Source organism: Halorussus sp. MSC15.2 (assembly GCF_010747475.1).
Lineage (GTDB): Archaea > Halobacteriota > Halobacteria > Halobacteriales > Haladaptataceae > Halorussus.
The window spans coordinates 188,717-210,921 of record NZ_VSLZ01000003.1 but is presented as its reverse complement, the minus strand read 5'-3'; the positions used below and the strand labels follow the sequence as shown (position 1 = coordinate 210,921).

Below are 22,205 nucleotides of genomic sequence, written 5' to 3'. Positions count from 1 at the left end.
GGGATAAACTGTTTTCCGTCCGTCCGCCGTCTGTCGGGGCGATGACCAATCGTCCCTCCGCCCGGCCCGCTTCCGACACGCCGCCCGCCACGCCGACGCCCGGCCCGCCCGAATCGCCCGAGGGCTACGGCGACCCGACCGAGTTCTCCTATCCGGGGCTGTGGCTGTCCGCGGGGTCGCTGGTGCTGTTCGTCCTCGCGGTCGCCGGTTTCGGCAGGCTGATGCACGCGCTCCGCGGCGGGACGCCCGTCGAGTTCACCGTGGGACCGGCCGGAATCGGCGTCGTCGCCGCGCTGTCGGTCGCGACCGTCGTCGTCCACGAACTGGTCCACGGACTGGTCTACCACCTGCTGGGCTATCGAGTCGAGTACGGACTCGCGCTCAACATGGGCGCGGCGTACGCCGCCGCCTTCGGCCAGTTCCAGACGCGCCGCGATAACGTCGCGGTCGCGCTCGCACCGCTCGCGGTGTTCACGGTCGCCCTGACGCCGCTGCTCACCGGGCCGCTCCCGGTGGCGCTCGCGGCGTTCCTCGTGCTCGTAGTGAACACCTCGGGCGCAATCGGAGACCTCTACCTCTCGTGGCGACTCCTCCGGATGCCGGAGGGCACCCTGCTGTACGACGTGGACGCTCGACACTCCTACGTGTTCTACCCCGAATCGTGACCTCGACTCTGCGGTCAGCGAACCGGAGTCCCGACGCTCAGGACTCGGCGGATTCGGCGTCGCCGCCCGACCCCGATTCGGCGTCGCTTCCCGGTTCGCTCTCGGTCCCCGAGTCCGGTCCACTCTCGGCGTCCGCCCCCGACCGCACGTCGCGTTCGGTGTCGCCGCCGACCGGTTCGACCGGTGCGCCGAGCGCGTTGCGCTTGACGCTCCGCAGGCCCTTCTCGGCGCTCCGTTTCGAGGAGTAGCCCTGCCCCGAGTCGGCGATGACGTTCCCGTTGTCGTGGACGAGTCGCCAGCGCCACTTCTCGTCTTTCCCCTCGTACACCTCGAAAGTGGCCTTCGCGGGCGGGGCGTGCGCCTCGACCGTCGAACCGTCGAGTTGGCTCATCTCGACCCGACCGCCCGACCGCTTGCCGGTGATTCGCTTCGCGGCGTCCCGGCCGCGACGGACCAGCGCTGGCGCGACCGTCTCGGCGGCGTCCACCGCGTTCGCGGCGTTCGAGACCAGCGAACTGGGGACCTCGCGGGCCAACACGCGCTCGCCGTCCCGATACAGCGAAATCGAGAGACCCTGCCACTCGACGCCGGAGACCTCGGCCTGTTCGGGCAGCGATACCGCCGCTCCGTCGTCGGTCCAGAGTTCGTCTCGTCGGTAGTCGAGGCGGACGGTCGCGGCCGCGAGGTCACCGTCGTCGCTCCGGTAGGAGAGTTCCGCGCGGAGTCGTGGGTGCGCGACCAGCGTGTAGTCGTGGTCGAACATGCAACCGAGTAACGTCCGGATAGGGATGAGTCTGTTCGCCGCGCCGGACGCCGTTCCGAGACGCGTCCTGTCACCGGACTCACCTGTGGCGAGACAAAAAGCTCATAACCGTGCTTCGGCCTCTATCCGACTGTGTTCGGTTTCCCACTCCTCGCGTTGCTCGACGGCCTCGCCCTCGGGTCGTTCGAATGGCTGCAACACGCCGTCGAGACGACGACCGGGTGGGTCGGTCTCGCCATCATCTTCGCCTACTCGTTTCTCATCGCCTTCGCGCTCCCCGGCGTGAGCGAGGTCGTGCTGGCCGCGCCGCTGGACCTCGGTCTGACGCAGGCCGAGCGCCTCACGCTCATCATCCTCGTCAGTGCGGTCGGCAAGGCCGCCGGGAGCATCTTCGCGTTCCACATCGGACAGGAGGCCAAGGAGTCGGGACCCGTCATCAGGTTCCTCCGTCGGTCGCGCTTCGACGTGGTCGAGTGGTCCGAGAACAAGACGCTCCAACTCGCCCGGAAGTGGGGGTACGTCGGGATGGCGCTGGCGCTGTCGGTTCCGTTCTTCCCCGACACGCTCTCCATCTACGCGTTCGCGGTCCTCGAAGAGGACTACGTCAAGTTCGCGCTGGCGACGTTCGCCGGGAGCGTCGGGCGACTCCTCGTGACCATCTTCCTCGTCGGGTCCACGGTCGCGGTCCTCTGAGGCCTTCTTACTGGGGCGCTCCCCGGCAGCGAGCAGAACTGTCGCCGAGCGAAGCCTTAACGGCGCGTGCGGCCCCACTCGGTGATATGCAGTTTATCGAGGTGAGTGACTGTGGCCGATAGCTCGCGGGTCCTCCAGACGGCCGTCGTGTTCCTCGGCGTGGTCGCGGCGGTCGTGCTCGGGTGGTTCCTGTTCGTGGACGTGCCCGACGGCAACCTCGCGCGGCTCGTCGGCGTCGTGCTGGTGGTCGTCGCCGGCGCGCTCGGAGCGCGGGCGGCCGGGCGCGTCGCCTCGGGGATGATAAGCGACTACGACGTGGCGGAGGTGGCCGTCGAAGGTCCCATCACCCGCGACGGCGGCGGAAGCACGATTCCACCCCGGCCCGGCGGGACGCCCGCCGACGACGTCGTGGAACAGATAGAGCGCGCCGACGAGGACGGCGACGCCGAGGCGCTCCTCCTGCGACTCAACACGCCCGGCGGCGAGGTGGTGCCGAGCGACGACATCCGACTCGCGGCCGAGCGGTTCGACGGGCCGACGGTCGCCTACGCGACGGACGTGTGCGCCAGCGGCGGCTACTGGATTGCCAGCGGGTGCGACGACATCTACGCCCGCGAGGGGAGCATCGTCGGGTCCATCGGCGTCATCGGGTCCCGGGTCAACGCCAAGGGGATGGCCGACAAACTCGGACTGGAGTACGAGCGCCTCGCGGCGGGCGAGTACAAGGACGCGGGCCAGTCGCTCAAGGAGATGACCGAGGACGAGCGCGAGTACCTGCAGGGCATCATCGACGGCTACTACGAGGAGTTCGTCGAGCGCGTGACCGACGGGCGGGAGCTGAGCGACGAGCAGGTCCGGGACACCGAGGCCAGAGTCTACCTCGGCGAGGACGCCAAGTCCATCGGACTGGTGGACGAACTCGCCACCAAGCGAGAGGTCGAGGAGCGCCTCGCCGCCGACCTCGGCGTCGAGGACGTGACCGTCGAGGAGTTCGAACCCGAACGCGGCGTGGTGGAACGACTCCGCGGTGGCTCTCGGGCCGTCGCCTACGCCTTCGGCGCGGGCGTCGCCAGCGCCGTCGCGGGCGACGACGCCACCGGCGCGGACGGCTTCGATTTCGAACTCCGATAGCGTACCAGCCGAGAAACACTCCCGAAACAGGCAACAACAATTATTGATACGTCTGTGGTGGCAGGTGTATGGGGGACCGTTGTTCGCGGCGCGCCTTCCTGACTTCCAGCGCCGCAGCGACTCTCGTCGGATTCGGTGGCTGTAGCTCCTTGACCGGCAGTCGGACGACGAATCGTTCGGACGGGACGAATCGCGGCGACGCGACGGCGAACTCGCCCGCGGAGACGGCGTTGAGCATCGACCAGACCGAGTTGGAACCGCTGGACGTGCGCGGCGCGATTTACATCCCCGCGAGGGCGTTCAACTTCTACCAGCAGTGGGCCGACTACGACCCGGACGTCGTCGAGCGCGACCTCGGGTACGCCAGCAGGGTGAACCTCAACGCGATTCGGACGTGGACGAGCCTCGAAGCGTGGCGCGAGGAGCCAGAGACCCTCCGGAAGAACGTCGAACACTTCCTCTCGACCGCCGACGACAACGGCCAGCAGGTGCTGCTCGGCCTGTTCGACTTCGCCGGGAAGGAACCGACGAAGCAGCGCCTCAACGACACCGACCCCCGGAGCGCGACCGGTGTGCGCGAACCGTCTTCGAAGATTATGCGGAACAAGCAGCGGTGGGACGAACCGCGGGAGTACGTCCGGTGGTTCATGGACCACTTCGGGGACGACGACCGCCTGCTGGCCATCGAAATCATGAACGAACCCGGTTGGCGGTCGTACGTCCAGCAGTTCGCCCGCGGGATGTACGGGACCGCCGACGAACGGCAGGGCGACGTGGCGCTCACCGTCGGGTCCACGAGCATGGCCAACAACTCGACGTACGCCGACTGGGGCGTGGACGCGTTCCAGTTCCACTACAACTTCGCCGAGAGTCCCGGCGTCTACGAGGACATGCTCCGGTCGAACAGGGACATCGCCGACGACGTGGACGTCCCGGTGTGGCTCTCGGAGTGGCAGCGCGTCCGCCACGCGACGGGGTTCGCCTCCGAACCGCCGGAGGACCAGAAGTCCTCCAACTACTCGTCGCTTGCGCCGCTGATTCACGAGGCCGGGTTCGGTAACTTCTTCTGGTCGCTGATGGTCAAGCCCGCGTTCGTCCCGGCACAGCGGAAACACGGCGTCCTGAACGGCCTGTTCCACGAGGACGGGGCCGTCTGGAGTCTGGACGACGCCCGCTCGATAAAGGCCATGTCGGGCGACCCCTCGTTCGACGGGACCCAGCGCCAGAAGTGGCCAGAGTGGGCCTCGTCGGTCAAGGACGGGACGTAGCAGGCCGACCTCGAAGACGGACGCGTTTCCCGCCGCGTCTCCCTCGTCTCGTCAGCCAGTCGATTTCTGCCCCGACTGTCGCGCGGGGAAACTCACGTTGAGGTCCGAGACCGCATCACCGAGCGACCGCCGGGCGTCCCAGTACCGCTCGGCCATCGACGCTCCGACGGAGTCGTCCGCCCACCAGCTATCGCGGTGGCGCATCGTCCACGGGTCGGTCGTGGCTTCGACCGACACGTCCCACCCGTTCGCGTGCCAGCGCTCGACCGCCGCGCAGTAGTTCTTCAACCGAACGCGGGAACCGGACTGGGTGGTCGGAACGTACTGATGCCACGGCGCGACCACCCGGAGTTTGACGTGCGAACCGTTCATCGGGAGACTCGACGGCGTCCCGGTCTCCTTGACGTAGTGGGACGCCGAGAAGACGACGCGCCGGACCTCGCCGGTTTGGTCGTCCACGAGCACGTACACCGGTTCGTGGTCGTCGGTGTGGCTGTCCACGGCGGTCACGCCTTCCTGATGGGTGTACCGCAGGAAGTAGACGTAGACGTCGGTCGGGCGCTCGGGCGACGAGTAGACGGCGGCGTAACTGGCCGTCGGCTTCACTGCGAGGTGGTCGATAACGGTCTCCGGTTGGTAGGTCTCCAGCCGCGATTCGTCGTACGCGCAGGAGACGCCCGAATCCCGGTGCCCGAGCGCGGGTGCGGGCGCGACGCCGACCGCCGCGACCAGCAGTACTGCGAGAGTGACGGTAACAGCCCTCATACGCTCGCCCGAACTATGCCACTCTCCGTGTTAAGTCGGTCGGCGATAGGTCGCGACTCGGCCCGGGTACGTCCGCCGACTGCACCGTCACCGCGAAACCGCGGAGAAGCAGGCTCGCGCCGTCAGCGCCGGTGGTCCGCCCGGCGCGAGTGCCGGACAGAGGCGCTACCGGCCGGCGTCTACTGAACGGGAACGCCTCTCTCTACTTGAACCGGAACGTCTCCAGATTCTTCGGCGCGAACGTCCGCATGTTGAACTCGTGATAGAGCGACGACGAGAGGTCCTGCACGCTCGACTCGTCGCCGTGGACGCACAGCACCTTCTCAGGCCGCGGGTTCATCGTCTTCACGAAGTTCATCAGACCCTGTCGGTCGGCGTGGCCGGAGAAGCCGTCCACGGTCTCCACGTCGAGTTCCAGCGACAGTTTCCCGTTGCGGCCGCGGCCGCCGCCGCGGTTCATCGGAATCTCGTCCCAGCCGTTCTGGATGCGTCGGCCGAGGGTCCCCTGCGCTTGGTAGCCGACGAACACCATGCGGCTGTCCGGGTCGGGTCCGATGTGTTCGAGCCACGACATGATGGGGCCGCCGGTGACCATGCCGGAGGTCGAGAGGATGATGCACTGGTCGCCGTCGGCCACCTCGCGGCGCTCCTCCTCGCCGCCGTCGATGTGGTTGAACTGGTCGGCGAGGAAGGGGTTCTCGTCCTCGTGGAAGATGCGGTCTCGGAGGTCGTCGCGGAGGTACTCGGGGTAGGTGGTGTGGATGGCGGTCGCCTCCCAAATCATGCCGTCGAGGTGGACCGGCATCTCGGGGATGTCGCCGCTCCGCATCGCCTCTTCGAGGACGAGCATCATCTCTTGGGACCGACCCACCGCGAAGGCGGGGATGAGCACCTTCCCGCCCTTCTCGTAGGTCTCGTTGATGACCTCCTTGAGTCGCTGCTCGGAGTCCTCTTGGTCGGTCTGGTAGTCGTTGCGGCCGCCGTAGGTCGATTCGAGGATGAGGGTCTCGACGCGCGGGAAGTCGTTGACCGCGCCGTTGAACAGGCGGGTGTCGTCGTAGTGGATGTCGCCCGAGAACGCGACGTTGTAGAGACCGTCGCCGATGTGGAAGTGCGAGACCGCCGACCCGAGGATGTGACCCGCGTTGTGGAGGGTCAGTTTCACGTCGGGCGCGATGTCGGTCACGTCGCCGTACTCAAGCGGGATGGTGTGCTTGATGGCCTCCCGGACCATCTCGGACTCGTAGGGCGGCGCGCGGCCTTCCTTGGCCGCCACGTCGAGGTAGTCCAACTGGAGCAGGCCCATCAGGTCGCGAGTCGGTTCGGTGGTGTAGATGGGGCCGTCGTAGCCGTACTTGAACAGCAGCGGGATGAGCGCCGAGTGGTCGAGGTGGGCGTGCGTGAGGACGACGGCGTCGATGGTACTCGCGCCCGCACCCAGCGCCTCCTCGACTTGGAGGTACGGCACTTCGCCTTCGGCACCCGGTTTGTCGCCGCAGTCGATGAGGATTCGGGTCTCGGGCGTCGAGAGGATGAACGAGGCGCGACCGACCTCGCGACAGCACCCGAGCGTCGTCACGCGGACGTACTCGTCGTCGGACATCTCCTCGCGGTGAATCTGGCGACCCACCTTCTCGAGGATGTCGCGGCGGTCGTCACGCTCCTGTTTCAGGAAGTTCCGGACGTTCGAGACGGTGGAGGATTCGATGGGCGGCGTGCGGACGACTTCGGGCGTCCAGCCGACCTCTTGGGTTATCTCTCGGAGGGTCGACCCGTGCTTGCCGATGACCATGCCGGGTTTCTCGGCCTCGATGACGACCTCGCCCGTGTCGGCGTGGAAGTCGAGGTCGGTCACACCGGCCTCCTCCGGGATGACGTCGAGCACTTCGTCCCGGGCGTCTTTCGGTCGCGACAGCACGTCGGGGTCGGGCCGGACCGTGATGCGCTTTCGGAGCTGGCTCGCCAACTGCCGGATGAGGTCGCCGTTCCGGGCGAACTTCTTGGGGTCGCGCGTGTACACGACCAGTTCCGGGCCTTCGTACTTCACGTCCGACACCGAGATGTCGCTCGGTAACTCGCTCGTAATCTCTGCTCGCAGGTCCTCGAGTTGCTGGTCTACTTTACTCATAGTGAAAAAGTCGTTCCGTCTGTCCGTGCTGTCCTCTGGGCCGTGCAGTCACTCCTGACAGGTCCGTGCCGCCGCGAACTCCCTGCTCGCGGACGAACGTCGGACCGGTCGGACTGCCATCAGGACTACGACGTAGAGTACAGCACAGCATAGATTTCGCTTCTCCGCGGGGTGTTGAAACTCGCGTGTCGGCGAGTCGCCCTCGTCCCCGGGACACCGGGGAAGACCGGACGCTCACTCGGGGACGCAGGAAAACCCGCTTATGCGGCATTAGTCCCCGATATTATAAAAGCCTTCTCAAAATGCGCAAACCCAAACCCCTCGCGCCCCTCGTCCGAACCATGCGAGTAACACGTGAGCGCGTCGCCGACGAGTACGAGTGGGTCCGCGGCCGGGCCGACGTCGTGGTGCCCCTGCTGAACGACGTTCGCGCGGACCTCGGCGACCTGTTCGACACCACGGTAGACGAGGTGAGCGCCGACGACTATCGCCGGGAAGTGGACGCCGTCTTCGCCGACGGCGACCGGGCGGTCAACGTCGCCGCGATGGTCGCCGTCCTGCGCGAACTCGACGTCGAAGGCGACTACCCGGGGTTCGTGGTGGACGAACTCCTCGGCCGACAACTCGCCGGAACCCTCGCGGGGAACCAGCCCCTCAGACTGCTCGCCGAGGCCACCTTCCACTACGCGGACGTGACGGTCCACGCCGACGACGCCCGCGAGACCGCGGGCGCGGACGACCTCGACGCCGCGCTGGCGGCCGGGTTCCAGACGCGACTTCCGGGGTGGGACTGGACGGAGACCGAGAGTCCGTTCGCGGTGGACCAGTGAGGCGAGGCGTGTCCGAGGACGGCACGCGACCGGACGTCCGACTGTCGGCCAGCAGGCGGCGTCCAGAAGACTCATACCAGTCCTGTCTCTCGCCCATCATGTGAACGCGCTCGTGGCGAATCTCGGTGCACGCGTCGTCCTCCCGTCGCTGGTCGTCACGGGGGTACTCTACGCGGTCGTTCGCGTCTTGGATTGGTCGTTCACCGAACGGACCACCGGCGCGAAGCGGACCGCTGCGGCCGTCGTTGCGCTCGGACTCTACTTCCTCGGCCATCCGCTCTATCCCGCTTTCGTCCCGCTCATCCGGGGCAAAACTCCGTGGTTGTACGCCGTCGCCGGTGCGTACCTCACGCTCGGTGCGTATTCGGTCGGACACGTCCACGTTGGGCGTCACTTCCGCGACGGGCGTCCCAGCACTGTCGGGCCGTGGCTCGCCGCGGCAGTCGGCGTCGCGGTCGCAGTCCTCGCGGAGCGGGGGTTCGACCCCGCGGCGCTGGTCCGTTTCATCCGGCGCGTCTCCGGCGGCAGTGTCGTCGTCTCCGAGTTGTTGCTGTCGCTCTCGCTCGCCCTTCAGTTCCCGCTCGGTCACGACCGCCGCCGCCGGAGCGCCGGAACGCCGTCGCCTCGTCTCTTGCTCCTCCCGTTCGCGCTGTATGCGGCTGTCTTAATCTGGTCGCTTCCGCTGACCGAGCACTCGCTCGGTCCCATCACGGTGGTCTTCGTCGCCTTCGGGTGCATCGGCGCGCTGCTCGGCGCCCCCGCCTACGTCCTCGGGACCACGCTGGCGACCCGTCCGAGGACGGAGAGAAGCGACGCGCCCGACGCTCGCAGGGAGTAGCTCAGCCTTCCCCGTCCGACACCTCGTCGCCCTCCCAGCCCTCGACGTAGACCCGGTCCTCGTCCACGCCGCGGTCCGCGAGGTACTCCCGGGTCTCGACGACCATCTCGGGCACGCCGCAGACGTAGAAGTCGCGCTCCTCGAAGTCGTCCAGATGCTCCGCGAGGTGGTCCTGCACGTGGCCCTCGGGTCCTCGCCACTCCTCGTCGGCCTGCGAGAGGACGTAGGTCACGTCGAAACTCGGGTAGTCGGCCGCCAACTGGTCCAGCGTCTCGCGGTAGAAGAGGTGTTCCTCGTCCGTCTCCCCGAAGAAGAAGTGGGCCGTTCCGGTGGCCTCGCGCACGTACTGCTTGGCCATCGCTATCATCGGCGTGACCCCCGTACCGGTCGCCACGAACGCCGCGTCCGCGTCGAGGTCCCGGAGGAAGAGGTTCCCGTCCAGTTCCTCGATTTCGATGCGGTCGCCCGGGTCGCGCTCGTGCATCCACGTCGAAGCGGTGCCGTCGGGGTATCGCTTGATAGCGAGCGTGATGCGCTCGGTGCCGGGCATCGCCGTCGAGGTGTAGGGGCGGACGACCTCCTCGTCGTCCGGTTCCGCGTCGTCCACGGCCGGACTCTCGGCGCGGTCGAAGTGGACGTGCGTGTGCTGTCCGGGTTCGAAGTCGAACTGGTAGCCGTCCGACTCCAGCACGAACTGCTTGACGCTCGGGGTCATCTGGTGGACGGACCTGACCGTGACCTCGTGGGTGTCGGTCATCGTCGAATCGGCGGTGATACGACCGACGGAGGGAAAACTCGGGTGGCCGGGTTACTCCAGCACGCCCGAGTCGCGCAGGCGGAGTCGCCCGAGGTTCCGAACGTCCACGTCGCCCGCCCGGACCGACTCGACGGGGACGAACCGGGCGTCGGCCGCGTCCGACCCGGCCGTCACCTCGCCGTCGGTCGCGGCGCGGTCGGTCCGGTAGTTTATCGACCGGTAGTTCGCCCGGGGTCCCTCCGAAAGCACCGTTCCCACGAGGTCGAGGTCGTGGGGGGCCACCGCGAGTCCGGTCTCCTCCCGGAGTTCGCGGGCGACGGCCTCGCGGGCGGGTTCGTCGTGTTCGGGATGGCCAGCGGGGAGGTCCCACCGACCGGCGTCGCGACCGGCGGACCGCTGGATGAGCAGGACGCGGTCCGCCTCGCGGACGGTCACGCTAGTCGTCGGCACCGACTGCCGCCACCACGTCCGCTCGCACGACGGGCAGTAGTCGCGGTCCCGGCCCTCGAAATCGGTCGTCGAGAGGTCGCTCCCGCAGTCGGGACAGTAGTCCGGTGAGACTGCTATCATCGGCTCGTGTTGGATTCCCGACGCTAATCAATCCTGCGGAGCGCGCAACTCACTCGGGGGCCATCCCCTTCTCGGCGAGTTCCGAGCGCGCGGACTCGGACTTCCCGAGTCCTTCAAGGCCCATCCCCCGAAGGACGTGGTCGGCCTTGGTGAACTGAACGTCCTCGTAGGCCACGACCTGCACGCGATTGCCCCACGGGTCACGGAAGTCGAGGCTTCCGGAGGGGACGCGCTCGGCGTCGGCTGCTTCGAGTCGTCGCTCGACGGCCTCGGGGTCGTCCACGACGAGACCGAAGTGGCGGTGGTCGTCGGGACCGCCGGGGTCGTCGGTCTCCGAGAGCGCGAGGAACTGGTCGCCAAGGTCGATGAAGGCCGCCGACTCGCCTCGTCCCCGGAGTTCGAGTTCGAAGAGCGATTCGTAGAAGTCGAGGGCCTCGTCCACGTCGCCGACTTCGAGCGCCACGTGGTTGATGCCGACCGGTCTGGCTCGTTCGTCGTCCGCGTCGGTCATGGACCGGGAGACGGTAGCCGACGAGTTAGCCGTACCGGCGGGTCGAGTCCGAATGATGAAATTCCGACAGGTCTAACCCGCAGGGGTCCGACGCTCGGCGTATGCAACCCGCGACGCTGTGTTACCTCCTGCGGCCCGACGCCGAGGAGGTCCTGCTCATCCGGAAGAAGCGCGGTCTGGGCGAGGGCAAACTGGTCGGTCCCGGCGGGAAGGTCGAAGACGGCGAGACTCCCGGCGAGTGCGTCGTGCGCGAAGTCGAGGAGGAAATCGGCGTGACGCCCCGCGACCCGGAGAAGGTCGGCGAGTTCCGGTTCGTGTTCGGCGAGGACCCCCGGATGTTCGTCCACGTCTTCCGGGCCGAGGCGTTCGACGGCGTGCCCGAGGCGTCCCCGGAGGCCGACCCCGAGTGGTACGACTACGACGCGGTCCCCTACGACGAGATGTGGGAGGACGACCGCTACTGGCTTCCGCACCTGCTCGACGGCGAGCGGTTCGCCGGGGAGTTCGTCTTCGACGCCGAGGGCGACGAACTGCGCGAGTGGGACGTGGAGACCGGCGTGAGGGAACTGGACGCGGTCCGACGGTAGCGCCGCGGCCCCACCTTCATTGGGACGCCGCTGTAATTCGGGACCATGCTTCCGATAGCCGACGCCTTCGAGTACGAGTACCGCGGGTGCGACATCGTCTACGGCCGCGGCTGCGCGGCCCGTCTGGGCGAGTACCTCGGGGAGCACGACCTCGACCGCGCGCTCGTCGTCTGCGGGTCAAACGTCGGGGCCAACGACGACCTCATGGACCCAATCGAGGACGGACTCGGCGACCGACTTGCGGGCGTCTACGACGAGACCACGCCGGAGAAACAGGCCGAGTCGGCGTTCGAGGTCGTAGACGCGATGCGCGAGGCGGACGCGGACGTGGTCGTCGGCGTCGGCGGCGGCAGTAGCCTCGACGTCGCTCGGCAGGCGAGCGTGTTCGCGCCCGACGGTCGCTCGCTCGACGACCTCCGCGAGGAGGCACGCGACGGCGAGGTCCGGCCGCCGGACTCGGCCGACGAGCGACCGCCGGTGGTCGTCGTCCCGACGACGTTCGCGGGCGCGGACGTGTCGAGCGGCGGGTCCATGGAGGTCTTGTCGGCCGCGGAGTCGCCGACGGGCCAACCGGTGAGCGCCCGCGGGTCGGCGATGCCGATAGCCGACTTCGCGGACCCGGCGCTGTTCGAGACCACGCCGACGGGCGCGCTCGCGGGGTCGGCGATGAACGGGTTCGACAAGGGAGTCGAGACGCCGTACGCCCGCGACGCGAACCCCGTCAGCGACGCGACGGCGGTTCACGGACTCCGCCTGCTGAGCGACGCGCTCCCCCGAGTCGTCGGCGAGTCCTCCGCGGACTCTGCGGCGATGGACCGGGCCGTGGTCGGGACGCTGCTCGTCCAACTCGAACGCAAAGTCTCGGTGGTCCACGCCTTCGGTCACGGGTTCGCCCGCCGGTACGACGTCCAGCAGGGCGCGGTCCACGCGGCCGTCGTCCCGCACGTCCTCCGGTATCTCTTCGGCGAGGTGGACGCCGGTCGCGACCTGCTGGCGAACGGACTGGGCATCGACCCGACCGACCGCTCGGACGAGGAGGTGGCCGACGCCGTCGTCGAAGCGGTCGCTGAGTTGCGCGACGCGCTCGACGCGCCGACGCGCCTGCGGGACCTCCCCGAGACCCGGGAGGAAGACCTCCCGGCGATAGCCGCGTTCGTCGCCGACGACCACCCGATGGAGCGCGCGCCCGCCGGACTGGACGCGAGCGCCGAGGACGTGGAGGCGGTCCTCCGCGAGGCTTGGTGACCGCCCGCCGCCTCCGAACAGTTACCACAGGTTCATCGCCTTTAAGACCGCATCGAAGAAACCAGTACCCAATGAGCGACGACGAGCAGGAACTCGGCATCACCGAGCGAAAGGAGTACAACCCCGGCGACTGGTACGCGGAGGTCGTCCAGAAGGCCGAACTCGCCGACTACGCGCCCATGGGCGGGTTCATCGTCACCCGGCCCCGCGGGTACGCCCTTTGGGAGGGCGTGCAGGACCACCTCGACAAGTGGTTCAAGCAGACCGGGGCGCAGAACGCCTACTTCCCCGCGCTCATCCCCGAGAGCTACCTCGAACGCGAGAGCGACATCGTGGAAGGGTTCGACCCCGAGGTGGCGTGGGTGACCCACGGCGGCCACGACGAACTCGAAGAGCGACTCGCGTTCCGGCCCACCAGCGAGTCCATCATCACGCCGTTCATGAGCAACTGGGTCCGGAGCCACCGCGACCTGCCCCTGCGACTGAACCAGTGGTGTAGCGTCATCCGGTGGGAGGCCACCGAGACCAAGCCGTTCTTCCGTACCAAAGAGTTCCTCTGGCAGGAGGGCCACACCGCCCACGAGTCCGAGGACGAGGCGTGGGACGAGACGATGACCCGCCTCGACCAGTACCAGAACCTCTACGAGGACGTGCTGGCCATCCCGGTCCTCCGGGGTCGCAAGCCCGAACACGACAAGTTCCCCGGCGCGCACACCACCACGACCGTCGAGGCGCTGATGCCCGACGGCAAGTCCGTGCAGGGCGGGACCTCCCACTACCTCGGACAGGGCTTCGCGGAGGCCTACGACCTGACCTACACCGACGAGGACGAGGAGGAGCGCGTCGCCCACACCACCTCGTGGGGTCTCTCGTGGCGCGCGCTGGGCGCGCTCATCATGACCCACTCCGACGACCAGGGACTCGTGGTGCCCCCGAAAATCGCGCCCGAGCAGGTCGTCATCGTCCCCATCTGGAACGAGGACAACCGCGACGAAGTGCTGGAGTACGCCGAGGGCGTGGCCGACGACCTCGAAGCCGAGGACATCCGCGTCGAACTCGACGACCGCGACGAGCGCAACCCCGGGTTCAAGTTCAACGAGTGGGAGCTGAAGGGCGTCCCCGTCCGACTCGAAATCGGTCCCAACGAGGTCGAGGACCGCGAGGTCACGGTCGTCCACCGCCCCGACGGCGAGGACACCGTGGAGGACCGCGAGGACATCGACGAGACCGTCGAGGACCACTTCGAGGACGTGACCGACAAACTCTACGAGACCGCCGAACAGAACCTCGAAGAGAACGTCCGCGAGGCCTACGAGACCGCCGAGATTCTGGGCACCATCGGCCAGCACGGCGGCTACGTCAAGACGCCGTGGTGCGGCGACCAAGCCTGCGAGCAGGTCATCAAGGAGGAGATTTCCGCGGAAATCGTGATGGTCCCGATGGACCGCGACGAGGAACCCATCGGCGACGAGTGCGGCGTCTGCGGCGACGAGGCCGAGGAGACGGCCTACTTCGCGAAGTCGTACTGAACGCGGCGCCGTTATTTTCTTCCGGCGAACGCCAGACCGGCGAGCAGTGCGACCAGCGCCGCGCCGACACCGAATCCGGGGACGATACCGTCTGGCGTCCCGCCTCGCGCCGTCGCCGTCGACTGCGCGTCCGTCGTGGAGTCGGTCGGTTCCGTTTCGGCTTCCGCGGTCGTCGGCCGACTCGATTCGGTCGTCGTCTCGGTCTCCGTCCGCCCGGCGGTCGTCTCCGCGGGCGCGTCACCCTCCGTCGAACGTACCGCTTCGCCGACGGCGAACTTCGTCTCCACGGACCACGTGCGATTCGAGTCCGTCGAGTTTGCTCTCCGGAGCGAGAAGTTAGCGAGGTACTCGTCGCCCCGCCGGAGTTCACCGTTCGGACCGCCGGTGACGTTCACCGCCGAGAGGTCGACCGCGAGGTAGTAGCTCTGGTTGAACCCGTCGGCGACGACGCGGGTCGAGTTCGGTCCGAGATGGAGTTCCTTGGGCGGGTGCGACGGTCCCGGGTTCGTCTGGACGACGCTCAGGTTCGCCTGCCGTCCGTCGAGAACGTCGAAGAACCGGGCCGTCGCGTTCGGACCGGACTCGACCGCACCCCCGAGACCCGACGTTCGGAGGTCGAACACCAGCGTCCCGTTTCTGAGCGCGACCGAACTCCGCTCGACGTTCCGCGCCGGGGGTGCCGACGTGGAGAGCGTCTGCGCGCTCACCTCGACCGACGAGGGACCGACCCACGTCTTCAGGGACTCCGCTTCGGGTTTGGAGAGGTCGAGGTTCGACTCGCTCGTGCGGTCGTAGCCCGTCTCGTTCTCGACCACGCCGTAGAGGTCGTAGTGGTGCGCGTCGAGCGGGCCGTCCGACGCCATACGGACGGTGACGTTCACCTCGTCCGGGCCGCGGGCGCGCCACGTCACGTCGTGGGTGTCCAGCAGGAGAGTCGCGCGGCCGTCGCCGTTCGCGTCGCTGACGGACGCGTTCGCGAGGTACGTTCGCGTCTTGGTCGTACTGGGCCAAACGCGGTACCCCCGAACGACGACCGTCGCCGAGTCCGTGCTCCGGAGTTCGACCGGAATCGAGACGATGTCGCCCGCGTCGGCCTCGTACCCCGGATTCGAGAACTTGACCCGAGGATGGGAGGCCGCCGCCGGAATCGTCGCCGTCACTATCAGGAGACACGCCAACAGTCCCAGCGCCGACGATGGAGTGTGAATAGATGGCACAGCATGGTTGAGATTCTGACGTGACAAGTGTATTTCGATTCGCCCCGACTACTCGTGCGGGAGCGACAGTACGACGGCCTCGCCCGAGAGAACTCGCTCGTCTTCGGTCTCCGCCACCGTCTCGACCCGAAGCCTATCGTCGCCCAACTCCTCCTCGACGGTCACCGTCGCGGTCACGGTCTGTCCCGGTCGAACCGGGTTCTCGAAGTCCACATCCTGCGAGAGGTAGACGATGTCGCCCGGCAGGTCCGCGAGCGCCGCGCTGACGACGCCCGCCGAGAGCATCCCGTGGGCGACCCGGCCGCCGAAGAACGTCTCGGCGGCGTACGCCTCGTCGCGGTGGATTGGGTTGTCGTCGCCCGTCAGGTCGGCGTAGGCGTCGATGGTGTCTTCGGTGACCGTCAGGGTGGCTTCTGCGGTGTCGTTCGGCGTTGCGACTGGCATGGGAGATGGTCGCGTCGCCCGGCGAATCAATCCGAGGGTTAACATGTGAAACAGGGATTTGAAGGCGGGTTCGTCCGTGGATTCAGCCATGCCTTACGCGGACAACGACGGGGTCTCGCTCTACTACGAGACCACCGACCCGGCCGACAGTCCCGACTCGGACGGGAGTCAGGAGGAGCGCGGGCGTGACGCCGAAACCGTCGCGCTCGTGGAGGGACTGGGTTACGGTCGGTGGATGTGGCGCTGGCAGCGCGACCGACTCGCAGCGGAGGGCTACCAGGTCGTGGTCTGGGACAACCGCGGCACCGGTGACTCCGACGAACCCGACGGGCCGTACACCGTCGAGGAGATGGCGAGCGACCTCGACGCGGTCCTCGAGGCGGTCGGCGCGGAGCGCGCCCACGTCGTCGGCGCGAGCATGGGCGGGATGATAGCCCAGCAGTACGCGCTCGACTACGACCGGGCGGCGTCGCTCGGTCTGCTCTGCACCAGCCACGGCGGCGATGAGGCGGTCGAGATTCCCGAGGAGACGCAGGCTCGGATGTTCTCGGTGCCCGAGGACGCGGACGAACGCGAGGCCATCCGCCACAAGATGAAACCCGCGATGACCGACGCGTTCTGGGAGGAGAACGACGACCTGATTTCGGACATCGTGGACTGGCGGTTGGCGGGCGATGCGAGCGACGCCGCCCGCGACGCGCAGGCCGCCGGGGTCGTGGCGTTCGATTCGAGCGACCGACTCGGCGACGTGGACGTACCCGCACTCGTCGCCCACGGTACCGACGACCGGGTGCTTCCCGTCGAGAACGCCGACCTGCTGTACGAGCGACTGCCGAGCGCCGAACTCGCCCGGTTCGAGGGCGGGTCGCACCTCTTTTTCATCGAACAGGCCGAGACCGTCAACGACCGCCTCGCGGAGTTCCTCGCCGATGTTTAGCCACCACGAGCGGCCCTACGACTGGGTCGGCGCGTGGAGCGAGAGGCGCGCGAGTCTCTCGCCCGACTCGGTCGGGGTAGTGGACGCGACGACCGGCGAGCGGTTCACGTACGCCGAGTTGGACCGCCGAGCGAATCGCGTCGCCCGACTCCTCCGGGAGGAGGGCGTCGCGGAAGGCGAGCGCGTGGCGGTCCTCTCGCGGAACCGGCCGGAACTCGTGGACCTGTTCTTCGCCACCGCGAAGACCGGCGGTGTCCTCGCGCCCCTCTCGCACCGCCTCGCGGCGGGCGAACTGGTCGAGATGCTGAACGACGTGGACCCGGCCCTGCTCGTGGTCGAAGCCCCCTTCGCGGCCCTCGCGGCCGACGTGCTGGCCCACGACGCCCGGAAGTTCGACTGCTCGGTGGTCGCGCTCTCGCCGAGGACGCCGACGCGAACGCCGAGCGAGACGACCTCGGCCGGGAGGCGTGGGCCGACGCGCTCCCCGCGGACGACTCGCCGGTCGAGACCGCCGACCTGTCGATGGACGACCCGCACCTGTTCCTCCACACCGGCGGTTCGACCGGCGTCCCGAAGGAGACGGTCCTGACTCACGGCTCGATTCTGTGGAACTCGTTCAACACCATCACGGCGTGGGGACTGCGCCCGGAGGACGTGACGCCCATGGTGTTTCCGATGTTCCACACCGGCGGCTGGAACGTCGTCACCGTGCCGCTGTTCCACCTCGGCGGCACTGTCGTCCTCGCCCGAGAGTTCGAACCCGGCGAGGTCCTCCGCTTCGCGGAGTCAGAGGGGGCGACCGTCCTCGTGGCGGTCCCGGCGGTCCTCCGGATGATGGCGACCCACGACGACTGGGAGACGACCGACCTCTCGGCGCTCCGGTTCGCCAAGTCGGGCGGCGGCCCCTGCCGCGAGTCGGTGATGGAGGCGTGGTGGGACAGGGGCGTGGACCTCTCGCAGGGGTACGGTCTCACCGAGTGCGGCCCGAACAACTTCACGATGCCCGAGGGCTGGCCCCGCGAGAAGGCCGACAGCGTGGGCGTGCCCGCGATGCACGTGGACGCCCGCGTCGTGGACGCCGACGAGCGACGCTCGTCGAGCAGTTCGACACGGTCGAACGACGACGGCGAGGAACTGCCAGCGGGCGGAATCGGCGAACTCGAACTGTCGAGTCCCCACGCCGCCGCCGGGTACTGGCGCAACCAGTCGGAGACCGAGGAGACGTTCGGCGACGGGTGGGTCTCGACCGGCGACTTGGCCCGGCGCGACGAGGACGGCTACTACTACATCGAGGGCCGAAAGAAGAACATGTACGTCTCGGGCGGCGAGAACGTCTACCCCGCCGCGGTCGAGGACCGAATCGCCGACCACCCCAAAGTCGAGGAGGTCGTCGTGGTTCCGGTCCCGGACGACCAGTGGGGACAGGTCGGGAAGGCGGTGGTACAGGGCGACGAATCGCTGACGCTGGCGGAACTCACCGAGTTCCTCGACGGAAAACTCGCCCGGTTCAAACGGCCACGCCATCTGGCGTTCGTCGACGAGATGCCCACGTCCGGCCCGCAGAAAATCGACAGGCAGGCCGTCGAAGACCGGTTCGGCGAGGAGTAACGACCTATTCCATCAACCGTTCCCGGAAGAAGCGAGCCAATAGCGGCGCGTCTCCGAGGTGGATGAGCTTCGAAACGGCTCGGAGGTCGCCCTCGTTGGCGGCGTTCAGCACGTCGTCGTCGAACCGGTTTAGGTCCCGCATGAGCGTGTCGTAGCGCTCGTTCGACGCCAGATACAGCAGTCGGGTCATCAGCAGGCGCGTCCGCATCTTCGGGGCGACGCGCTCGTGCCAGAGGTCGTCGTAGATGGACAGCCGTTCCGCGGAGGTGTCGCGGTCGCTGGCCATGAAACACCGGTCGGCGGTGACGGCCGCCGCTCGACCCGACTTCATGCAGGTGTAGATGCCCTCGCCCCAGAGCGGGTCGACCGTCGGCACCGTGTCGCCGATGGCCATGAAGTTGTCCGTGGTGAAGCCGCTGGGCATCTGGATGTGGGCCGACCCGCGGTGCTGTTTGCCCTCGATGCGCTCGGCGTTCTCGAACCGCGGGTCGCTGTCGAGCCAGTATTGGAGGTAGTCGTCGATGCCCATCCCGTCCTTCGCGTAGTCGCGGTGGGCCTCGTTCTGGATGTAACAGAGACCGACCTTCGCGGTGTCCCCGCCCGTGTGGAATATCCACGAGTAGCCGCCGGGCGCGAGGTCGTGGTCGAGACGCAGCATCATCGCGTCGGTGAGGTCGGCGTACCCCTCGGCGTCCACGTCGATGCCTTCGAGTTCGTACTCGACGCCGATGGCCTGATTCTTACGTTCGAGGTCAGTAACGCCGAGTTTCTTGGCCAGCGGTGCGGCCGGTCCGGTCGCGTCCACGACGACGTCGGCGTACACTTCGTTCTGGCCGTCGTACTGCACGCCGACTATCTCGCCGTCGTCCATCACGGGGTTCGAGACGCGGGCGTCGAACCAGTACTCCGCGCCGCTCTCGCGGCCGTCCTCGACGAGGAAGTTCTTGAAGTCGGCGAACTCCAAGACGGCCCCGGGTTGGTGCCGGACGAAGTGCTCGTTCGGCGACTCCAGAACGACGTCGTCGGTGTAGTTCATTACCACGTCGTCGGGAATCCCGAACGCGCCCATCATCGACGGGAACGTCCCGGCGGTGGACTTGTTGCTCTGGGCCGGGAACTCGTCCTCCGACTCGGTTTCGAGGACGACCACGTCGTACCCGCGCTCGGCCAAGTCTCGGGCGCACTGCGCGCCCGCCGGACCGGCACCCGCAATCGCCACGTCGAACTGCTCAGTCATAGCGAGTCGCCTCGTTGGGAGTAGAAGAGGGCGTCTCGCCTGTGGTTCGTGAATTGCCGACCGAACTGCCGTCGGGACCTCGACCGCAGTCGGGCGTCCAGCGGAGTCGTTCGGTGGTAGAACTTCGGTTCGGGAGAGTCGCTGGAGCGGGCCGACTCCCCGTCGTCCCCCCAGCGACGATGTCACCGGACCGCGTCCGGGTGGTCGGCGAGGGTCCCTCGCCGGTGTCGTATTCGTCCGCAGTCATCTCTACTGCTGGTAGACACCTCTCCCTTAAAAAACGGACGCAAACGCTCTCGCACGGAAATTCTGTTGACGTGTGGCGGGCAAAAGATGTGACGTGTCAATCGGTGATTACTCCCGTTCCGGGGGTCGTTACTTCCGGTCCGTCGGTCGGTCACTCGGGGTCGCGGACGACCGCAGTGTCCTCGTAGCCCTCGCGGACTCCGCGAACGGTGTAGGAGAACTCGAACTCGCCGGTACCGTCTCGCGATTCCACGACGATGTGGTCGGTCGTTCGCTCCGTAACCGCGAGTCCCGGGACGTCGATTTCGTAGGGCGTGAGTTGGACGACGAGGTCCTCCTCGTCGACGTGACCATGCCGAAGTGTTCGGGGAGGTCTATCTCCGCGCGACCGTCTTCGAGTTCGGCGACGCCGGTCGTCTCGGTCTGCGCCCGGTCGGCCTCGACGGCGGTGTACGCGACCTGCTTCTCGCCGTCGGCCGTCTCGACGGTCTGGACGAAGTTCTTGGTGCCAGAGGCGGTGAAGTCGCCTTCGACGTGCATATCGCCCTCGGAGTAGACACCGTAGCCGCCCGCTCCGCCGTCGTCACCGTAGACGCCGTATCCGTTCGGTGACCACGAGGTGCCGTAGACGCCCATCGCATCTCCGGAATCGTTGGTGGCCTCGGCCCAGACGGCCTTTCCGCTATCGGACGCGGTATTGCCGTAGATAGCGGTTCCGGTCGAGTCGGTGGCGCTAGTGAGAGTGCTCTTCAACGCGAACCCTTCTTCGGAACTCAGGTTGATGGCTCCCTGATTGGAGCCACTGACGTCGATGTCCAAGTTCTCACTCCCGGTCCACGTCTCGCCGAGGTGGCCACTCGTGGCCGCACGTCCGAGGTCGGACGCGGCCAGCGGCAGCCCGGCGAGCGCGGCGAGTTGGAGTAGCGTTCGCCGACCCGTCGTACTGTCCGTGGCGTCGTCTTGAGTTTGCTCTGACATGCACGAGGAAGATGAATCCCCACCGACTAATTTCTTTCTAGGAATCCATGAAATAATATGTTCCTCCGCGGCCGGTGCGAAAGGTCCTCAGAGACCTCCGGAACTTCTCGATAGAGAGAACGACCGAAGAAGAGAATCGCAATTCCTACGTTCGGTCTCGGTGGTTCGACTCGTCGTCTTCGGCCACTGCTACGCCACCTACTCCGCTCACCGTGCCTTCGGCGGTCGTCGTCCACCCGCCGCGCGAAACCGTCGCCACCGTCTCTGTCTCGCCGCCGCGCCGGTGGACCACCTCGACGGTCTCGGGCACCCGGTCGCGGAACGCGAGGTTGGTCTCGTACTCCACGCTCGCGACGCACTGGGCGCACACGCCCCCATCCGGTTCAGTGGTCTCCACCACGACTCGGAGGGTGTCGGCCGACGTGACCGACACGTCGGCCAACTGTGCCCCGTAGCAGGGGTTGGGCGCGCGGATGGACCCAGCAACTGTCACCGACTCGTCGGCGAACGAGACGCTGGCGTCGTCGGCCGACCCGCAGGAGCCGCCGAGCGCGGTGAACGTCCGACCGGTCACCTCGGGCGGACAACCCGCTTCGGTGGTGGCCGTCCCCGACTCCACCTGTCCGTCCGCCGTCACCGCCACGTCGGTCCGCGACCGATTGCAGTCGAACTGCGCTCGTGGAATCCGGACGGTCTCGCCCACCGATGCGGCGGCCGCCGTAGTCCTCGTCGCCGTGGGCGTCTCGCCCGGGCTTCCACCGCCTCCGCCGGGTCGGACGGTCAGCGCGTAGTCGGCGGGTTCGAGCAGTCGTACCGTCAGGAACCCGTCGGCCGGGAACTCCACGCGCCGGTCGAGCACCGGCGCGTCGGCGTCGTCCCGGACCAGTCGGAGACCGACAGTCCGGGCCTGCTGGCTGTCGTTCCAGACGCGAACGACGTGAGGACGGTTGTTCTCCGGATTCTGTACGCCTTCGCGGGACCCGACCGTAATCGTCGCGAACGGCCGGTCGGCCGACGAGTCGATGCCGGTGAAGCCGTCCTCCTCGGCGGACGTGGTGGTCGTTCCGGTCGTGATGGTCCCGGCGTCCTCTCCCGCCGAGCGTGCTCGCGTGCCGAGCAGGCCCGCCACCCCGGTCGCTCCCGCGCCGACGGCCCCCAGTAACTCCCGTCGATTCATGGACTACGGCACGACGCATCCCCGGATACGCTTTGTGGGGTCTCGCGGGGTGCGCTCGGCTATCGGTGTGGAGAACGGGAG

The 22,205-nt window shown here is 67.6% G+C and carries 21 protein-coding genes and 1 pseudogene; 11 read left to right on the top strand and 11 right to left on the bottom strand.

Annotated elements, in window-relative coordinates; genetic code table 11:
- Positions 1–41: 41 nt before the first annotated feature.
- The gene (locus FXF75_RS12350; RefSeq protein ID WP_163522189.1) at positions 42–665 is read left to right on the top strand and encodes a DUF3267 domain-containing protein; all 624 of its coding nucleotides are present in this window, start codon (positions 42–44) and stop codon (positions 663–665) included.
- A 37-nt stretch (positions 666–702) separates the two neighbouring features.
- Here FXF75_RS12350 and FXF75_RS12345 read toward each other — a convergent pair whose 3' ends face one another.
- Positions 703–1,428 carry an HVO_2922 family protein gene (locus tag FXF75_RS12345; RefSeq protein WP_163522188.1) on the bottom strand — a complete coding sequence of 242 codons (726 nt, stop codon included), beginning with the start codon at positions 1,426–1,428 and terminating at the stop codon, positions 703–705.
- A gap of 132 nt (positions 1,429–1,560) precedes the next feature.
- Here FXF75_RS12345 and FXF75_RS12340 point away from each other — a divergent pair, with 132 nt between their 5' ends.
- From FXF75_RS12340 to FXF75_RS12330, 3 genes are all read left to right on the top strand, one after another.
- Positions 1,561–2,121, top strand: a complete 561-nt coding sequence (locus FXF75_RS12340) for a VTT domain-containing protein (RefSeq protein WP_163522187.1) — start codon at positions 1,561–1,563, stop codon at positions 2,119–2,121.
- A 111-nt stretch (positions 2,122–2,232) separates the two neighbouring features.
- Positions 2,233–3,252, top strand: coding sequence for a signal peptide peptidase SppA (gene sppA, locus FXF75_RS12335; protein WP_163522186.1), 1,020 nt, complete (start codon positions 2,233–2,235; stop codon positions 3,250–3,252).
- A 68-nt stretch (positions 3,253–3,320) separates the two neighbouring features.
- Complete coding sequence (locus FXF75_RS12330) at positions 3,321–4,520, top strand: glycoside hydrolase family 5 protein (protein ID WP_240334640.1); 1,200 nt, start codon at positions 3,321–3,323, stop codon at positions 4,518–4,520.
- Between the two features lie 51 nt (positions 4,521–4,571).
- Here FXF75_RS12330 and FXF75_RS12325 read toward each other — a convergent pair whose 3' ends face one another.
- Positions 4,572–5,285: a hypothetical protein gene (locus FXF75_RS12325; RefSeq protein WP_163522185.1), complete on the bottom strand. Its 714-nt coding sequence runs from the start codon at positions 5,283–5,285 to the stop codon at positions 4,572–4,574.
- A gap of 202 nt (positions 5,286–5,487) precedes the next feature.
- Positions 5,488–7,413 carry a beta-CASP ribonuclease aCPSF1 gene (locus tag FXF75_RS12320; protein ID WP_163522184.1) on the bottom strand — a complete coding sequence of 642 codons (1,926 nt, stop codon included), beginning with the start codon at positions 7,411–7,413 and terminating at the stop codon, positions 5,488–5,490.
- 341 nt (positions 7,414–7,754) lie between these two features.
- Between FXF75_RS12320 and FXF75_RS12315 the strand changes: the two genes are divergently transcribed.
- On the top strand, positions 7,755–8,243 hold the full coding sequence (locus FXF75_RS12315; RefSeq protein WP_163522183.1) for a hypothetical protein: 489 nt from the start codon (positions 7,755–7,757) through the stop codon (positions 8,241–8,243).
- 100 nt (positions 8,244–8,343) lie between these two features.
- Positions 8,344–9,081, top strand: coding sequence for a hypothetical protein (locus FXF75_RS12310; RefSeq protein ID WP_163522182.1), 738 nt, complete (start codon positions 8,344–8,346; stop codon positions 9,079–9,081).
- Position 9,082: 1 nt separating this feature from the next.
- On the opposite strand, the gene FXF75_RS12305 is transcribed toward FXF75_RS12310, so the two are convergent.
- From FXF75_RS12305 to FXF75_RS12295, 3 genes are read right to left on the bottom strand one after another with little or no spacing between them, the layout of a single operon-like run.
- The gene (locus FXF75_RS12305; protein ID WP_163522181.1) at positions 9,083–9,838 is read right to left on the bottom strand and encodes a ferredoxin--NADP reductase; all 756 of its coding nucleotides are present in this window, start codon (positions 9,836–9,838) and stop codon (positions 9,083–9,085) included.
- A gap of 51 nt (positions 9,839–9,889) precedes the next feature.
- On the bottom strand, positions 9,890–10,408 hold the full coding sequence (locus FXF75_RS12300) for an NUDIX domain-containing protein (protein ID WP_163522180.1): 519 nt from the start codon (positions 10,406–10,408) through the stop codon (positions 9,890–9,892).
- A 49-nt stretch (positions 10,409–10,457) separates the two neighbouring features.
- Positions 10,458–10,919 (bottom strand): VOC family protein, encoded by a 462-nt coding sequence (locus FXF75_RS12295; RefSeq protein ID WP_163522179.1) that lies wholly within the window; start codon positions 10,917–10,919, stop codon positions 10,458–10,460.
- A 101-nt stretch (positions 10,920–11,020) separates the two neighbouring features.
- Between FXF75_RS12295 and FXF75_RS12290 the strand changes: the two genes are divergently transcribed.
- The 3 genes from FXF75_RS12290 (at position 11,021) to proS (ending at position 14,280) form a co-directional block, all read left to right on the top strand.
- Entirely contained in the window at positions 11,021–11,506 is a 486-nt protein-coding gene (locus FXF75_RS12290; protein WP_163522178.1) for an 8-oxo-dGTP diphosphatase, read from the top strand.
- 45 nt (positions 11,507–11,551) lie between these two features.
- Entirely contained in the window at positions 11,552–12,751 is a 1,200-nt protein-coding gene (locus tag FXF75_RS12285) for an iron-containing alcohol dehydrogenase family protein (protein ID WP_163522177.1), read from the top strand.
- A 71-nt stretch (positions 12,752–12,822) separates the two neighbouring features.
- The gene (proS, locus tag FXF75_RS12280; protein ID WP_163522176.1) at positions 12,823–14,280 is read left to right on the top strand and encodes a proline--tRNA ligase; all 1,458 of its coding nucleotides are present in this window, start codon (positions 12,823–12,825) and stop codon (positions 14,278–14,280) included.
- 11 nt (positions 14,281–14,291) lie between these two features.
- Here the strand turns inward: proS and FXF75_RS12275 are convergent, their stop codons facing one another.
- Positions 14,292–15,497, bottom strand: coding sequence for a hypothetical protein (locus FXF75_RS12275; RefSeq protein WP_163522175.1), 1,206 nt, complete (start codon positions 15,495–15,497; stop codon positions 14,292–14,294).
- 48 nt (positions 15,498–15,545) lie between these two features.
- Complete coding sequence (locus FXF75_RS12270) at positions 15,546–15,941, bottom strand: MaoC family dehydratase (protein ID WP_163522174.1); 396 nt, start codon at positions 15,939–15,941, stop codon at positions 15,546–15,548.
- An 88-nt stretch (positions 15,942–16,029) separates the two neighbouring features.
- On the opposite strand from FXF75_RS12270, the gene FXF75_RS12265 reads away from it, so the two are divergent.
- Entirely contained in the window at positions 16,030–16,878 is an 849-nt protein-coding gene (locus FXF75_RS12265) for an alpha/beta fold hydrolase (protein ID WP_163522173.1), read from the top strand.
- A pseudogene (locus FXF75_RS23110) lies at positions 16,871–18,486 on the top strand (AMP-binding protein). The gene FXF75_RS12265 and the pseudogene FXF75_RS23110 overlap by 8 nt, the downstream one beginning before the upstream one ends.
- Before the next feature lie 4 nt (positions 18,487–18,490).
- Here FXF75_RS23110 and FXF75_RS12255 read toward each other — a convergent pair.
- From FXF75_RS12255 to FXF75_RS12245, 3 genes are all read right to left on the bottom strand, one after another.
- Positions 18,491–19,723, bottom strand: a complete 1,233-nt coding sequence (locus tag FXF75_RS12255; protein WP_163522172.1) for a digeranylgeranylglycerophospholipid reductase — start codon at positions 19,721–19,723, stop codon at positions 18,491–18,493.
- Positions 19,724–20,098: 375 nt separating this feature from the next.
- A complete protein-coding gene (locus tag FXF75_RS12250; protein WP_163522171.1) occupies positions 20,099–20,947 on the bottom strand; it encodes a hypothetical protein in 849 nt (282 codons plus the stop codon).
- A gap of 145 nt (positions 20,948–21,092) precedes the next feature.
- The gene (locus FXF75_RS12245) at positions 21,093–22,124 is read right to left on the bottom strand and encodes a hypothetical protein (RefSeq protein ID WP_163522170.1); all 1,032 of its coding nucleotides are present in this window, start codon (positions 22,122–22,124) and stop codon (positions 21,093–21,095) included.
- Positions 22,125–22,205: the final 81 nt, after the last annotated feature.

Bases quoted from the DNA above. Each gene is read 5' to 3' on its own strand.
- FXF75_RS12325 (WP_163522185.1), bottom strand. From the start codon at position 5,285: ATGAGGGCTGTTACCGTCACTCTCGCAGTACTGCTGGTCGCGGCGGTC.
- FXF75_RS12320 (WP_163522184.1), bottom strand. From the start codon at position 7,413: ATGAGTAAAGTAGACCAGCAACTCGAGGACCTGCGAGCAGAGATTACG.
- FXF75_RS12350 (WP_163522189.1), top strand. From the start codon at position 42: ATGACCAATCGTCCCTCCGCCCGGCCCGCTTCCGACACGCCGCCCGCC.
- FXF75_RS12300 (WP_163522180.1), bottom strand. From the start codon at position 10,408: ATGATAGCAGTCTCACCGGACTACTGTCCCGACTGCGGGAGCGACCTC.
- FXF75_RS12255 (WP_163522172.1), bottom strand. From the start codon at position 19,723: ATGACTGAGCAGTTCGACGTGGCGATTGCGGGTGCCGGTCCGGCGGGC.
- FXF75_RS12250 (WP_163522171.1), bottom strand. From the start codon at position 20,947: ATGTCAGAGCAAACTCAAGACGACGCCACGGACAGTACGACGGGTCGG.
- FXF75_RS12345 (WP_163522188.1), bottom strand. From the start codon at position 1,428: ATGTTCGACCACGACTACACGCTGGTCGCGCACCCACGACTCCGCGCG.
- FXF75_RS12265 (WP_163522173.1), top strand. From the start codon at position 16,030: ATGCCTTACGCGGACAACGACGGGGTCTCGCTCTACTACGAGACCACC.
- FXF75_RS12305 (WP_163522181.1), bottom strand. From the start codon at position 9,838: ATGACCGACACCCACGAGGTCACGGTCAGGTCCGTCCACCAGATGACC.
- FXF75_RS12315 (WP_163522183.1), top strand. From the start codon at position 7,755: ATGCGAGTAACACGTGAGCGCGTCGCCGACGAGTACGAGTGGGTCCGC.
- FXF75_RS12295 (WP_163522179.1), bottom strand. From the start codon at position 10,919: ATGACCGACGCGGACGACGAACGAGCCAGACCGGTCGGCATCAACCAC.
- FXF75_RS12270 (WP_163522174.1), bottom strand. From the start codon at position 15,941: ATGCCAGTCGCAACGCCGAACGACACCGCAGAAGCCACCCTGACGGTC.
- FXF75_RS12285 (WP_163522177.1), top strand. From the start codon at position 11,552: ATGCTTCCGATAGCCGACGCCTTCGAGTACGAGTACCGCGGGTGCGAC.
- FXF75_RS12290 (WP_163522178.1), top strand. From the start codon at position 11,021: ATGCAACCCGCGACGCTGTGTTACCTCCTGCGGCCCGACGCCGAGGAG.
- FXF75_RS12245 (WP_163522170.1), bottom strand. From the start codon at position 22,124: ATGAATCGACGGGAGTTACTGGGGGCCGTCGGCGCGGGAGCGACCGGG.
- proS (WP_163522176.1), top strand. From the start codon at position 12,823: ATGAGCGACGACGAGCAGGAACTCGGCATCACCGAGCGAAAGGAGTAC.
- FXF75_RS12330 (WP_240334640.1), top strand. From the start codon at position 3,321: ATGGGGGACCGTTGTTCGCGGCGCGCCTTCCTGACTTCCAGCGCCGCA.